The following is a 12,789-nucleotide window of genomic DNA, read 5'->3' as shown; positions in this document are numbered from 1 at the left end:
TTCTCTCCCGGCCGGTCGTCGTTACGTTCAGTTGCCCTTGGCGCGCCCCACCAAACCACGCGCCACGATCATTCGCATCACCTCGTTCGTGCCTTCCAGGATCTGGTGCACGCGCAGGTCGCGGACGATCTTCTCGATGCCGTAATCGGCGAGGTAGCCGTAGCCGCCATGGATCTGCAGCGCCTGGTTGGCGACCTCGAAGCCGGTATCGGTGGCGACGCGCTTGGCCATGGCGCAGAGCTTGGTCGCATCCGGCGCCGTCTCGTCGAGTGCGGACGCCGCCCGCCACAGGAAGGTCCGCGCCATCTCCAGTTCCGTCGCCATGTCGGCGAGCTTGAACTGCAGCGCCTGGAAATCGGCGATGCGCGCGCCGAAGGCCTTGCGCTCCTGCGCATAGGCCAGCGCCTTGTCGAACGCGGCCTGCGCGCCGCCGAGCGAGCAGGCGCCGATGTTGAGCCGGCCGCCATCCAGCCCGGCCATGGCGATCTTGAAGCCGATCCCCTCCGGCCCGAGCCGGTTGGCGACGGGTACGCGGCAGTTCTCGAAGATCACCGCCCGCGTCGGCTGGGCGTTCCAGCCCATCTTCTTCTCGTTGGCGCCGAAGGAGAGGCCGGGCGTGCCGTTCTCGACCACGAGCGTCGAGATGCCGGAGGGGCCGGCCTCGCCGGTGCGCACCATCACGACGTAGATGTCGGAGACGCCGGCGCCGGAGATGAACTGCTTCTGGCCGTCGAGCACGTAGTGGTCGCCGTCGCGCACGGCCTTGGTCTTCAGCGCGGCAGCGTCGGAGCCAGCGCCCGGCTCGGTCAGGCAATAGCTCGCCAGGTGCTCCATCGAGCACAGCTTGGGCAGCCAGGCCTTGCGCTGCTCGTCCGCGCCGTAGCGGTCGATCATCCAGGCGCACATGTTGTGGATCGAGATATAGGCTGCGACCGTCGGGCAGCCCATCGCCAGCGCCTCGAAGATCAGCGCCGCATCGAGCCGGCCAAGCCCTGAGCCGCCGACATCCTCAGTGATGTAGATGCCGCCCATGCCGAGCGCCGCGGCCTGGCGCATCTCCTCGACCGGGAAGTGCTTCTCCTCGTCCCAGCGCACGGCATGGGGCGCGAGCGTCTCGGCCGAGAAGCTCGCCGCCATGTCACGGATCGCGATCTGGTCTTCGCTGAGGGAGAAGGCGGTCATGGCTGCCATTCCGCGAGATGGACGATATGCTTGCGGTAGTCGGATTCTTCGACCTTGCGGATAAATTTCTCGTCCGTCGTCACCATCCGCGCGTTCTCGCGCACGGCCAAGGCAAGGTAGAAGCAGTCATAAGCTGAATGCTCAAGTTCTATCGCGTAGGTCATCGCGCGGTGTCGCAGCCAGATCGCCGGTTCCAAATGTGCGAACCAGCGAGGGAGGAATTCGAGACCGTCGAGCGCGCGTTGAACACGGTCGGCGCGGTCTCGAATATTCATGAGCAGGACGTTGGTGACCTCGACGATCACGAAATCCGGTGCAATGAGGGGGCGGCCCCTGTGCAATAGTAATTCCGCTTTCTCGGAGAGCGGCATCTCGATCGTCCACCGTACCGCGACGCTGGCATCGATGACATGCGTCATGACCGGTCGAAAGCCTGCTCGAGCTCCTCGAATTCGTCGTCGCGACCCCAGCGAATCGCGGTGCCGATATCAAAATCCTCCTTGGCGAAGACACTTCTCAGGCGGCGAGATGTCGCGACCAATTCGTCGGGGGTCAATGGAGCTGCGCTCTTGAGGATGATCCTGAGCTCCTGCTCCAGCGAGCGGCCGTTCATTTCGGCGCGCAGCTTCAGCGAGGCCATCGTTTCCTCATCGATATTGCGGATCAGAACCTGTGCCATGATCGAGCCTCCATGATATCAATAATGATATCATGGAGGTGGCCATGCCTCAACCCATCGTCGGGATGACGAAGCTCGCGCCGTCCTTGATGCCGCTCGGCCAGCGCGCCGTCACCGTCTTGGTCTTGGTGTAGAAGCGGATCGAATCCGGGCCGTGCTGGTTCAGGTCGCCGAACACCGAGCGCTTCCAGCCGCCGAAGGTGTAGTAGGCCAGCGGCACCGGGATCGGCACGTTGATGCCGATCATGCCGACCTGGACCTTCGAGGCGAAGTCGCGCGCCGCATCGCCGTCGCGGGTGAAGATCGCGGTGCCGTTGCCGTATTCGTGGTCGTTGGTGAGCTTCAGCGCCTCGTCATAGCTCTCAGCGCGCAGGACGCCGAGCACGGGGCCGAAGATCTCCTCCTTGTAGATGCGCATGTCCTTGGTGACATGGTCGAACAGGCAGCCGCCGACATAGAAGCCGTTCTCGTAGCCCTGCATCTTGAAGTCGCGGCCGTCGACGACGAGCTTGGCGCCCTCCTCGATGCCGAGATCGACGTAAGCCTTGATCTTCTCCATCGCCGCCTTGGTGACGACAGGGCCGTAATCGGCCGAGGAATCGGTCGAGGGGCCGATCTTCAGGCTCTCGACGCGCGGGATCAGCCGCTTCACCAGCTCGTCGGCGGTGGCCTTGCCGACGGGGACCGCGACCGAGATCGCCATGCAGCGCTCGCCAGCCGAGCCGTAGCCGGCGCCGATCAGCGCATCGACCGCCTGGTCCATGTCGGCGTCGGGCATGATGATCATGTGATTCTTGGCGCCGCCGAAGCACTGCACGCGCTTACCATTGGCGCAGCCGCGGGCGTAGATGTACTCGGCGATCGGGGTCGAGCCGACGAAGCCGATCGCCTTGACGTCCGGGTCGTCGAGGATGGCGTCGACCGCCTCCTTGTCGCCGTTGACGACGTTGAGGATGCCGGGAGGGCCGCCGGCCTCGAGGAACAGCTCGGCCAGCCGCATCGGCACGCCGGGATCGCGCTCGGACGGCTTCAGGATGAAGGCGTTGCCGCAGGCGATGGCCGGGCCGAGCTTCCAGAGCGGGATCATCGCCGGGAAGTTGAACGGGGTGATGCCGGCGCAGACGCCGAGCGGCTGGCGCAGCGAGTAGATGTCGATGCCCGGGCCGGCGCCGTCGGTGAACTCGCCCTTCATCAGGTTGGGCACGCCGAGCGAGAACTCGACCACCTCGACGCCGCGCTGGATGTCGCCCTTGGCGTCGGCGATGGTCTTGCCGTGCTCGCGGGCGAGCAGCTCGGCGAGTTCCTCGTTGTTCTGCGCGATCAGGTCGAGGAACTTCATCAGCACGCGGGCGCGGCGCTGCGGGTTGACGGCGGCCCATTTCGGCTGGGCGGCGGCGGCGTTCTCGACTGCGGCGCGGACCTCGGCAGGGGAAGCCAGCGCGACCTTGCCGATGACGCTGCCATCCATCGGCTGGTAGATGTCGGCCGTGCGGCCGGAGGTGCCCGCGACGTGCTTGCCGCCAATGAAATGCCCGACCTGACGCATCGCGACCTCCCTACCAATTGCTGTGGTGGTGTGAATTGAGCTTCCTCTACCATTCACGTTTGCGCACGGCTATAGCGATATCGGATTGTCTGCCGTGCGGAAACGCAAATACCGGAGAGGGCGGCCATGGAACGCTTCGACTGGGACGACCTGCGCTTCTTCCTCGCCGTGGCGCGCTCGGGCCGGCTGACGGCGGCGGCGCGGCGGCTCGGCGCCGACCATGCCACGGTCTCGCGCCGCGTCACCTCGCTGGAGGAATCGCTCAAGGCCAAGCTCTTCGAGCGCCGGCCGCAGGGCTACACGCTGACTGCGCATGGCGAGCGCCTGCTCGCCAAGGCCGAGAGCATGGAGACCGAGGCGTTGGCGATCCAGAGCGATATCGGCGGCGCCGACATGGCGCTGGCCGGCACGGTCAGGATCGGCGCGCCCGATGGCTTCGGCACCACCTTTCTGGCGCCGCGTCTCGCCAAGCTCGCCACGGCCTATCCCGGGCTTGAACTCCAGCTCATCGCGATGCCGCGCCTGCTCTCGCTCTCGAAACGCGAGGCCGATGTCGCGATCACGCTGGCGCCGCCCAAGGAGGGCAAGGTCGTCGCCCGCAAGCTCTGCGACTACAGGCTCGGCCTCTACGCCTCGCAGGACTATCTCGACGCGATGCCGGCGATCACCGGTCCAGACGATCTCTTCGCCCATCGCATCGTCGGCTATATCGACGACCTGATCTTCACGCCCGAGCTCGACTATCTCGATGAGGTCGCCAAGGGCCTGCGCGCCCAGATCCAGAGTTCGAGCGTGCTCGCGCAGATGAACGCGGTCATCGCCGGCGCCGGCATCGGCATCATCCACCATTTCATGGCCGAGGGTGAGCACAGGCTCGTGCCGGTTCTGCCGGAGCGCGTCTCGATCACGCGCTCCTTCTGGCTCTTGGTCCATGCCGACCTGAAGGACGTCGCCCGTGTCCGCGCCATCGTCGACTTCATCGTGCGCGAGTCGAAGGCTGCGCGGGCGCTGCTGATGGGCGAGCAGTCTGCGACGGCCGCTCTGCGCCTCGCTCTGGTCGACGGCTAGAGCATCGGACCGAAAAGTGGAATCCGGTTTTCGGAAAAATCCGATGCAATAACAAAAGCCTAGGGTCTGTCGGCGTCAGGCGGCCGCCAGGCAGACGCGGTTCCGGCCCTGCTGCTTCGCCACGTAGAGCGCCTGGTCCGCGGCGCGCAGGCAATGGTCGAAGCTATCTGCTGCGTCTGCCTCGGCAACGCCGATCGAGGCCGTGACCGAGAGCCTCTCAGCCCCGACCTGCACGGCGGCGTGCGAGATATCCAGCCGGATATGGTCGCAAAAGCGCATCGCGGCGGCCGGGTCCATTCCCGGAAACAGGATGGCGAACTCTTCGCCGCCGAGCCGCGCGAGCAGGTTGCCGGTCCCCTTGACCGAATCCGCCAGGCAGCGCGCGACCAGCTCGAGCGCCTGATCGCCGACGCCGTGGCCATGCGTGTCGTTGATTTGCTTGAAGTTGTCGATGTCGAGGATCGCGACTGCGCTCACCGGGCGCGCCTGCACCGACTTCATGAGCTCCGGGCCGTTTTCGAAGAAGTGCCGGCGGTTGAAGAGTCCGGTGAGGTGATCCCGGGCCGCCAGTTCCTGCAGCTGCCTCAGCTGCAGCAGCGTGTCGGCATTGTTCGCGATCCGGCATTGCAGCTCTTCGGGCATGAAGGGCCGGGAAATGAAGTCGTTGGCCCCGGCCTTCAGAAAGCCGGCGGAGACGGCAAGGTCGTTCGTCGAGGAGACGCCGATCACGCGCACCTTGTCGGGAGCGAGCATGCGGCGGATCTTGCGCGTCAGCTCATAGCCGTTGATGTCCGGCATGTTGTAGTCGGAGATCACGATCTGGACGTCCGGGTTGGCCGCCAGTAGCGACAGCGCCTCCGCGCCGGAGCCTGCCTCGATGACGGAATACTGCTGGATCGCCAGCATCCGGGCGAGATGCTTGCGCGCAACGGTCATGTCGTCGACGACGAGGATGCGCGTGTCGCGGTTGGTCAAGGCGCGTTTCACCGCGGTGACCAGTGTCTCCAGCGCGAACTCGTTGTTCTTGAGGACGTAGTCGATGACGTCGCGCTCCATGATCCTGGCGCGTGTCTGAACATCGAAGCTCCCGGTGAAGACGATCGTGGGGATGCCGCGCTGGACCGTGAAATCGATCGCTTCCCCGTCGGGGGCGTCCGGCAGGTTGAGGTCGACCACGGCGATGCCGTAGACGTCGGGCTCCTCGGTGACCACCTCGTGCAACTCGTTCAGCGAGGCGCAGGCAATGACGGGCAGGCCGATCTCGTCGGAAAGAAGCTTGTGCAGCGCCTTCGAAAAGGTCTTCGAATCCTCGACGACGAGAAGCTTGCGCGCGTCAGTGACCGACTCGGATTTGCGGCGAACGCCGGCACGATACTTCATCGACGCAGGATCCTTACGAACCATACTGGCAATTCGTCCGGTCGAGACGGCAGGCCAAATCAAACATCGGGAAATGACGCGACTTCCCCTCGCGGTTGAAACTGATCAAGCGCGGTAAAGGCTGGATTAACTTTAGGTCACTGCCCGCCGTTTTGCCCCCGGGCAAAGGCCTGCGTGTCAGATCCGCCAGGGCAGGACCTTGTCCGGCAGGCGCTTGGCGCAGAGGTCGAGCAGCAGCATCACGACGAGGATCACGGCCGATGCGCTGATCGCGATCGCCGCCGCCTCGCCGGCGAGCCCGGCCTCCTTCAGGCTGAACAGCACGACGCCGAGGGTCTCGGTGCCGGAGGACCAGAGCAGCGCGGAGACGGTGAGCTCGTTGAAGGCGACGAGGAAGACCATAAGCGCACTCACCGTCGCCGCGGGCGCTAGGATCGGCGCCACGATGTAGCGCAGCATCTGCCAGAGCGTGACGCCGTCGAGCTTCGCCGCCTCCTCGTGATGCGCCTCGATCTGCGCCATCGCCGCGACCGGCGCCTTCAGCGCCAGCGGCATGAAGCGGGCGAGATAGGCGAAGAGGATGATGAAGGGGGTGGCATAGATGCTGACGCCGATCAGCGGCAGAGGCTTCAGGAACATCAGGATGCAGGCGATGGCTAGCACGACGCCGGGCAGCGCATAGGGCAGCTCGATCACCAGCTCGACGACGCGCCGGAACTTGCCCATCCGCCGCTCCAGCGCATAGGCGAAGGCGATTGAGACGAAGGCGAGGATCACCGCGGCCGTACCCGCGAACAGGAACGAGTTGCGGAAGGCGCGTACCGTGACGTTCTGCCGGATCAGCACCTCGGCGAACTTGTCGAAGGTCAGGCTCTGCCAGGACAGCGCTACGCCGAGCGCCGGCGTCAACGCCTCGCCAAGCAGGGCGAGGAAGGGCAGGCCGAGCTTGAGCGCGAGCAGGAGCCAGAGCCCGCCGGCAACGAGCGGCCGGGCCCTGCCGAGCCGCCAGAACGGCTCCAGTGGCTTCTCGATCTCGACCTTGCCGCCCGCGCGCCGCGTCGCCAGCATGCCGGCGATGATGCCGAGGCCCGCCACCAGCGCGACCAGCAGCGAGAGCGCCGCGGCATCAGGCAGCCCGGCCGGGCCGAAGCTCGACAGCCGCCGGTAGATCAGCGTCGGCAAGGTCAAATAGTTCACCGGCAGGCCGAGCAGGGCCGGGATGCCGAAATTGCCGATGCCGGCGACGAAGGCGATCAAGGCCGCCGCGATCAATTGCGGCCGCAGCACCGGCAGCAGGATGCGGGTGACGATCGTGAACGGCGCGGCGCCTTCCATTTGCGCCGCCTCGACCAGCGAATGCGGCACGCTGCGCAGGCCGGTCCAGAGCGTGATCGCCACCAGCGGCGCGTGATGCAGAGCCATGACAAGGATGATGCCGCCCGAGCCGAGCAGCGGGTTCGGCGTGCCCGGCTCCGGCGACAGGCCGAGCAGCGCCAGCACCGGCGAATTCGGCGCGAACAGGCTGAGGAAGGCCAAAGCTGCCACCTGCGGCGCGATCATCATCGAGAAGACGAAGGCGAAGGCGAGCGGCCGCTTGCCGCGCACGTCGGTAGTGCAAAGCAGGAGCGCCACGGCGCCGCCGACCAGCAGCGCGCCCAGCGCCGAGAAGCCGGCGGTCTCGAAGGTGTGCAGCGTCGCGGTGACCGCGGCGCGGCTGCTCATCTCGGCCAGCGCCGCGTCAGGTGCGAACTGCCAGCCCGGCGCGAAGGCGGCGATGGCGAGCCGCAGGAAGGGCAGCGCGCCGAGCAGGATTGCGCTCAGCATCACCGCAACCGGCAGGAAGAGCCCTGCCGGCAGTCTCAGTCCCGGCAGGGCCGGGCGGAAGCGGGTTCGCCGCACATCTGCTGGAGCTGCCAGCGTCATGGCGATGCGCTCAAACCCGCTTCACGGCGACGATCACTCGAAGATCGCGCTGAAGCGCTTGCGCGAGGCGGCCTCGTCGGCGAGCGCCTTGCCGGCGTCGAACGGCATCAGCTTGATCGCGTCGCGGGCCGGGTAGCCGGCCGGCAGCGCGACCGCCGGATGGGCGGCGACATAGCCCTGCTTCAGCGTCAGCTCCTGGCCGTCCTTCGACAGGACGAAGTCGATGAAGGCCTTGGCGGCTTCCGGGTTCTTGGTGCTCTTCAGGATCGCGACCGGCTCGCTGACGGCGGAGACGCCTTCCTTCGGGAAGACGAACTCGACCGGCGCGCCCTTGGCCTTCTCGCGGATCGGCATGAAGTCGACGATCATGCCGTAGAGCTTCTCGCCGGTGGCGACCTGGCGCAGGATGTCGCCATTGGCGCCGGCGGCGAGCGCGCCGTTCTTCTTCAGCTCTTCATAGTAGCCCCAGCCGCCCGGCAGGCTGCCGGTCAGCGTGATCGTGTGGATCATCGCGGCGCCGGAATTCAGCGGGCTCGGCATGGCCAGCAGGTTCTTGACTTCCGGCTTGGTCAGGTCGAGCCAGCTCGTCGGCTTCATCGTCGCCTTGGTGTTGTAGACGATGCCGGTGGTGATCAGCTTGGTGGCGAACCACATCTTCTGCGGATCATGGATGCCGGCCGGATAGGCCGAGAGGTCGGCCTTGTCATAGGCGAGGAGGCGATCCTCCTTCTTGAGGCCTTCCATCGTCACCGCGTCGGCGATCAGCAGCACGTCGGCCTGCGGCGCGCCGGCCTCGAACTCGGCCCGCAGCTTCGCCATGACGCGCGGCGTTCCGTCGCGGACGAAGCTGACGTCGACGTTGGGGTATTTCGCCTTGAAGCCGTCGATCGTCTGCTGGGCGTCGGTATTGGGCTGGCTGGTATAGAGCACCAGCTTGCCTTCGACGGCCATGGCCGGTTGCGACGCAAGGGCGCCCAGAGCAAGGCCGGCCGCAGCCAGCGCGATCACCGCATTGGAACGCATGTTTCTCTCCTGTCCGGAGGCCCGAGCGGGCCAAGCGGTCGCGGTAGACCAGCCATGTGACACATCGGTGAACGTCGCGTCCGTGCTGGTGCGTGCGTTTCCAGCCCAAGCCGAGGCAGGAAGCAATCGGATTTTCGTCGCTATGGCACCCATGCCGCATTTTTGATGGCCGGCTAAGGTCATGGGATGGCCATCGCCCCATGACAGGCTTTAACCGGCTCGTGCAGGCCGCCTCTGCTCGCGACCTGCTTGACCGCGTTGGAACTGCGCCCCAGGGTCGCAGTTCTTCGAAAGCAGAGTTCTCTTCAAAGCAGAGTTCACAGCCGTCAATTCCGCAGGATCGCCATGACCGCCTCCAAGCTCGACCAGCTCCGCCAGATGACCACGGTCGTCGCCGATACCGGCGACATCGAAGCGGTGCGCCGCCTCAAGCCGGTCGATTGCACCACCAATCCGACCCTGCTGCTCAAGGCCGTCGAGACGCCGGCCTATGCCGCGCTGGTCGAGGAGGCCATTGCCTGGGGCAAGAAGGCGAGCCATTCCGGCGAGGCGCGCGTCAATGCGGTCTGCGACCGGCTGGCCGTCACCTTCGGCGCCGAGCTGACCAAGATCGTGCCCGGCCGGGTCTCGACCGAGGTCGACGCCGACCTCTCCTTCGACACGCAGGCGAGCATCGACAAGGCGCGCGCCATCATCGCCGCCTATGAGGAGCGCGGCATCGAGCGCGACCGCATCCTGATCAAGGTCGCCTCGACCTGGGAGGGCATCCAGGCCGCCAAGGTGCTGCAGGCCGAGGGCATCGACTGCAACCTGACCCTGCTCTTCGCGCTGCCGCAGGCCGTCGCCTGCGCCGATGCCAAGGCCTTCCTGATCTCGCCCTTCGTCGGCCGCATCCTCGATTGGCACGTCAAGGCCGGCGGCGGCCCCTACACGGCCGAGACCGATCCGGGCGTCGTCTCGGTCAAGAGCATCTACGCCTACTACAAGGCGTTCGGGATCAAGACGGTGGTGATGGGCGCCTCCTTCCGCAACACCGGCGAGATCGAGGCGCTGGCCGGCTGCGACCGGCTGACGATCGGCCCCAGCCTGCTCGACGAACTGGCTGCGGCGACCGGCGAGCTGCCGCGCAAATTGTCTCCGGCGTCCTCGCCGCAGGTTGCCTCCCCGGACGGCGCAAAGAAGATCGTTCTCGACGAGAAGGCTTTCCGCTTCGCCATGAACCAGGACGCGATGGCGACGGAAAAGCTGGCCGAGGGCATCCGCGGCTTCGTCAAGGACCTCGTCAGCCTGCGCAAGCTGGTCGCCGAAAAGCTCGCCTGAACCATGCCGCAATCACCGATCGCCGTCGTCACCGGCGGCGCCAAGGGTATTGGTCGCGCCATTGCCGACCGGCTCGAGCAGGATGGGCTGACGCCCGTGATCTGGGACCTGGAAGCACCGCGCGAGCGCGGCTGGGGTCATATCGCCTGCGACGTATCCAACGAGGAGCAGGTCGCGGCAGCCGTCTCGCGCACCGAGAGCGAGCATGGCCCGATCGCCGTGCTCGTCAACAATGCGGGGATGACCGGGCCGTCGACGAAAGTCGCCGAGACGCCTTTGGCGCAATGGTTGAAGGTCCAGGCGGTCAACCTGACCGGCACCTTCCTGTGCTCGCGGGCGGTCGCCGATGTCATGGCGACGCGCGGCTATGGCCGCATCGTCAACATCGCCTCGCTCGCTGGCAAGGAGGGCACGCCGACATTGTCCGCCTATAGCGCGGCCAAGGCCGGCGTCCTCGCCTTCACCAAGTCGCATGGCAAGGAGCTGGCGCAGACCGGCGTGCTGGTCAACGCGGTCGCGCCCGCCGCGATCGACACCGACATCCTGCAGCAGATGTCGCCCGAGACGGTCGCGGCGATGATCGCCAAGAGCCCGCTCGGGCGCCTTGGCGAGGTCGAGGAACTGGCCGAGCTCGTCGCCTGGCTGGCGAGCGAGCGGTGCAGCTTCTCGACGGGCGCCGTGTTCGACCTTTCGGGCGGCCGCGCGACCTATTGAGGCCGCGCTGTTGACGCCGTCAGCCGCCGGTGGGAACCTAGCGTAAGGCCCCGCCGGAGGTGGCGATCATGTCCGAAGCCCCGCTGCATCATCCGCCATCGCTCGGCACGCACCTGATCCCGCTGCGGCGCAACTGGGGCTGGCTGCTCGCCGCCGGCATCGCGCTCATCATCCTCGGCATACTTGGCCTGGGCGCGGTGGCGCTGCTCAGCGTTGCCAGCGCGATCTGGTTCGGCGCGATGATCTTCGTCGGTGGCATCATCATGCTGGTCGATGCCGCCCGGCATGGCGGCTGGAAGAGCCGGCTGATGCACGTCCTGATCGGCCTGCTCTACCTCGCGCTCGGCATCTTCACCTTCCTCAATCCGCTTGCGGCGACACTGTCGCTGACGCTGGTCGCCGGCATCATGCTGGTCGCGGTCGGCTGCCTCCGCACCTTCGTCGCCTTTCAGACCCGGCCGATGAAGGCCTGGATCTGGATCCTGATCTCGGGACTGCTCTCGCTGGCGCTCGGCGTGCTGATCCTGGCGCAATGGCCGAGTTCGGGCCTGTGGGTCCTCGGCACCTTCCTGGCCTTCGAGCTGATCGTGCAGGGCTGGGCCAGCATCGCGCTGGCCCGCGCGATCCGCTCGACCTTCGACGGCGTGATTAGCAAGCACGCCCACTGAGCGCGTTCGCGCCGCCTTGCTTTTGCGTGAGCGCAAGATCTTTGCCACGGCTCGGCCATCAACCGGGCAGCAGATTGCGGCCATGCAATACTCATTCGCTCCTGCACTCGCCCTTTCCGCCATGCTTTTCGCCGGCCCGGCCTCGGCCCAGACGGCCTGGAAGCTCGACCGAAGTTCGACCGAGCTCAGCTTCGTCACGCATCGCTTCGGTGCGGTGGTCGCGACGGGCAAGTTCGGTCGCTTCGACGGCGCGCTCGGGCTCGATTTCGACCACCCGGAGAAGAGCCGGATCAGGGTCACGATCGATACCGGCTCGGTCACGGCCGGCTCGTCGCTGATGGATGGCTTCATCAAGGGCGAGAGCATGCTCGACACCGCCCGCTTCCCCAATGCCAGCTTCACCTCGACCAGCGTCACCCGCACAAGCGACCGCAGCCTCGACATCAAGGGCAATCTGACCATCCGCTCGATCACCCAGCCGATCACGGTGAGCGTGACGGTCGACGGCGATATCGAGCGGGCCAAGCGCGGCGACAAGTTGCCGTTCAGCGCCAGCGGCTCCTTCCTGCGCCCGGCCTTCGAGATCGGCCGCGACGTCAACGTCGTCGATGACAAGGTCGATCTCGTCATCAAGGGCCAGGTGATGCGATGAGTCCCGAGGCATTGTCGGGCGAAGTGGCTGCCGGTTCGCGTCAAGAAAATGCGTCTGGAGAAGCCAACCCGCCGGCACGCTGGCACCCGGCCCTGGTCGCGCTGCACTGGCTCACTCTGATCCTGATCGCGGCGCAGTTCCTGATCGCCAGCCCGATGCAGGACGAGACGCGCAACCTCGTCGAGCGTTTCGAGCTCTACCAGCTGCACAAGTCGATCGGCCTGACCGTCGCGGGCTTCGTCGTCGCCCGCCTGCTGCTGCGGCTCCTCGTCAAGCCGCCGCCATCAGCCAATGATGGGCGCCTGCTGCGATTCGCCAGCGACGCGGTCCATGCCGGGCTCTATCTCTGCGTCGTCGCGCTGCCGGTCACCGGCCTGCTGCTCGCCGCGTCCTCGCCGATCCAGATCCCGACGCTCTATTTCGGCCTGTTCCAGGTGCCGCATCCGATCGGCCCGGACAAGGCAACCTACGAGTTGATGCTGCGCCTGCACGATTTCGCCGGCAACGCGCTGCTGGCGCTCGGCGCCGTGCATTTCGCGGCGGCGGCCGTCCATGTCGTGTTCTGGCGCGACAACCTGCTACGCCGGATGTGGTTCGGTTCCCGCAAAGCCCAGCCGTCATTGCGAGCGTAGCG

At 66.3% G+C, this 12,789-nt stretch carries 13 protein-coding genes; 6 read left to right on the top strand and 7 right to left on the bottom strand.

Going from position 1 to position 12,789, the window contains the following annotated elements:
- Positions 1-27: 27 nt before the first annotated feature.
- Genes DWF00_RS16945 through DWF00_RS16930 form a run of 4 tightly spaced genes read right to left on the bottom strand, consistent with a single transcriptional unit; the run spans position 28 to position 3,407 of the window.
- On the bottom strand, positions 28-1,182 hold the full coding sequence (locus DWF00_RS16945; protein WP_181832598.1) for an isobutyryl-CoA dehydrogenase: 1,155 nt from the start codon (positions 1,180-1,182) through the stop codon (positions 28-30).
- The gene (locus tag DWF00_RS16940; RefSeq protein WP_114828905.1) at positions 1,179-1,601 is read right to left on the bottom strand and encodes a type II toxin-antitoxin system VapC family toxin; all 423 of its coding nucleotides are present in this window, start codon (positions 1,599-1,601) and stop codon (positions 1,179-1,181) included. Before DWF00_RS16940 ends, DWF00_RS16945 begins: the two co-directional genes overlap by 4 nt.
- The gene (locus tag DWF00_RS16935; protein ID WP_114828904.1) at positions 1,598-1,861 is read right to left on the bottom strand and encodes a FitA-like ribbon-helix-helix domain-containing protein; all 264 of its coding nucleotides are present in this window, start codon (positions 1,859-1,861) and stop codon (positions 1,598-1,600) included. The genes DWF00_RS16940 and DWF00_RS16935 overlap by 4 nt, the downstream gene beginning before the upstream one ends.
- Before the next feature lie 49 nt (positions 1,862-1,910).
- Positions 1,911-3,407 (bottom strand): CoA-acylating methylmalonate-semialdehyde dehydrogenase, encoded by a 1,497-nt coding sequence (locus DWF00_RS16930; RefSeq protein ID WP_114828903.1) that lies wholly within the window; start codon positions 3,405-3,407, stop codon positions 1,911-1,913.
- A 126-nt stretch (positions 3,408-3,533) separates the two neighbouring features.
- Here DWF00_RS16930 and DWF00_RS16925 point away from each other — a divergent pair, with 126 nt between their 5' ends.
- Entirely contained in the window at positions 3,534-4,475 is a 942-nt protein-coding gene (locus DWF00_RS16925; RefSeq protein ID WP_114828902.1) for a LysR family transcriptional regulator, read from the top strand.
- A gap of 75 nt (positions 4,476-4,550) precedes the next feature.
- On the opposite strand, the gene DWF00_RS16920 is transcribed toward DWF00_RS16925, so the two are convergent.
- The 3 genes from DWF00_RS16920 to DWF00_RS16910 form a co-directional block, all read right to left on the bottom strand.
- Positions 4,551-5,855: a response regulator gene (locus DWF00_RS16920; RefSeq protein WP_114828901.1), complete on the bottom strand. Its 1,305-nt coding sequence runs from the start codon at positions 5,853-5,855 to the stop codon at positions 4,551-4,553.
- A gap of 177 nt (positions 5,856-6,032) precedes the next feature.
- Positions 6,033-7,778, bottom strand: a complete 1,746-nt coding sequence (locus DWF00_RS16915) for an ABC transporter permease (protein WP_114828900.1) — start codon at positions 7,776-7,778, stop codon at positions 6,033-6,035.
- A 33-nt stretch (positions 7,779-7,811) separates the two neighbouring features.
- On the bottom strand, positions 7,812-8,801 hold the full coding sequence (locus tag DWF00_RS16910) for an ABC transporter substrate-binding protein (protein ID WP_114828899.1): 990 nt from the start codon (positions 8,799-8,801) through the stop codon (positions 7,812-7,814).
- 345 nt (positions 8,802-9,146) lie between these two features.
- On the opposite strand from DWF00_RS16910, the gene tal reads away from it, so the two are divergent.
- The 5 genes from tal (at position 9,147) to DWF00_RS16885 (ending at position 12,787) form a co-directional block, all read left to right on the top strand.
- Positions 9,147-10,121: a transaldolase gene (tal, locus tag DWF00_RS16905; RefSeq protein WP_114828898.1), complete on the top strand. Its 975-nt coding sequence runs from the start codon at positions 9,147-9,149 to the stop codon at positions 10,119-10,121.
- A 3-nt stretch (positions 10,122-10,124) separates the two neighbouring features.
- Positions 10,125-10,835, top strand: a complete 711-nt coding sequence (locus DWF00_RS16900; protein WP_114828897.1) for an SDR family NAD(P)-dependent oxidoreductase — start codon at positions 10,125-10,127, stop codon at positions 10,833-10,835.
- Positions 10,836-10,903: 68 nt separating this feature from the next.
- Complete coding sequence (locus tag DWF00_RS16895) at positions 10,904-11,503, top strand: HdeD family acid-resistance protein (protein WP_114828896.1); 600 nt, start codon at positions 10,904-10,906, stop codon at positions 11,501-11,503.
- Positions 11,504-11,585: 82 nt separating this feature from the next.
- Complete coding sequence (locus DWF00_RS16890; RefSeq protein WP_114828895.1) at positions 11,586-12,155, top strand: YceI family protein; 570 nt, start codon at positions 11,586-11,588, stop codon at positions 12,153-12,155.
- The gene (locus DWF00_RS16885; protein WP_114828894.1) at positions 12,152-12,787 is read left to right on the top strand and encodes a cytochrome b; all 636 of its coding nucleotides are present in this window, start codon (positions 12,152-12,154) and stop codon (positions 12,785-12,787) included. The genes DWF00_RS16890 and DWF00_RS16885 overlap by 4 nt, the downstream gene beginning before the upstream one ends.
- Positions 12,788-12,789: the final 2 nt, after the last annotated feature.

It is taken from the genome of Allobosea caraganae (assembly GCF_003351345.1).
In the GTDB taxonomy this organism is placed as follows: Bacteria; Pseudomonadota; Alphaproteobacteria; order Rhizobiales; family Beijerinckiaceae; genus Allobosea; species Allobosea caraganae.
The sequence above is the reverse complement of the archived record's forward strand: the minus strand, read 5'-3'. Positions and strand labels throughout refer to the sequence as shown.

What these genes read in the sequence shown, in the direction of transcription:
- DWF00_RS16885 (WP_114828894.1), top strand. Translation starts at nt 12,152, where the DNA reads ATGAGTCCCGAGGCATTGTCGGGCGAAGTGGCTGCCGGTTCGCGTCAA.
- DWF00_RS16925 (WP_114828902.1), top strand. Translation starts at nt 3,534, where the DNA reads ATGGAACGCTTCGACTGGGACGACCTGCGCTTCTTCCTCGCCGTGGCG.
- DWF00_RS16890 (WP_114828895.1), top strand. Translation starts at nt 11,586, where the DNA reads ATGCAATACTCATTCGCTCCTGCACTCGCCCTTTCCGCCATGCTTTTC.
- DWF00_RS16935 (WP_114828904.1), bottom strand. Translation starts at nt 1,861, where the DNA reads ATGGCACAGGTTCTGATCCGCAATATCGATGAGGAAACGATGGCCTCG.
- DWF00_RS16915 (WP_114828900.1), bottom strand. Translation starts at nt 7,778, where the DNA reads ATGACGCTGGCAGCTCCAGCAGATGTGCGGCGAACCCGCTTCCGCCCG.
- tal (WP_114828898.1), top strand. Translation starts at nt 9,147, where the DNA reads ATGACCGCCTCCAAGCTCGACCAGCTCCGCCAGATGACCACGGTCGTC.
- DWF00_RS16940 (WP_114828905.1), bottom strand. Translation starts at nt 1,601, where the DNA reads ATGACGCATGTCATCGATGCCAGCGTCGCGGTACGGTGGACGATCGAG.
- DWF00_RS16895 (WP_114828896.1), top strand. Translation starts at nt 10,904, where the DNA reads ATGTCCGAAGCCCCGCTGCATCATCCGCCATCGCTCGGCACGCACCTG.
- DWF00_RS16920 (WP_114828901.1), bottom strand. Translation starts at nt 5,855, where the DNA reads ATGAAGTATCGTGCCGGCGTTCGCCGCAAATCCGAGTCGGTCACTGAC.
- DWF00_RS16945 (WP_181832598.1), bottom strand. Translation starts at nt 1,182, where the DNA reads ATGACCGCCTTCTCCCTCAGCGAAGACCAGATCGCGATCCGTGACATG.
- DWF00_RS16930 (WP_114828903.1), bottom strand. Translation starts at nt 3,407, where the DNA reads ATGCGTCAGGTCGGGCATTTCATTGGCGGCAAGCACGTCGCGGGCACC.
- DWF00_RS16910 (WP_114828899.1), bottom strand. Translation starts at nt 8,801, where the DNA reads ATGCGTTCCAATGCGGTGATCGCGCTGGCTGCGGCCGGCCTTGCTCTG.
- DWF00_RS16900 (WP_114828897.1), top strand. Translation starts at nt 10,125, where the DNA reads ATGCCGCAATCACCGATCGCCGTCGTCACCGGCGGCGCCAAGGGTATT.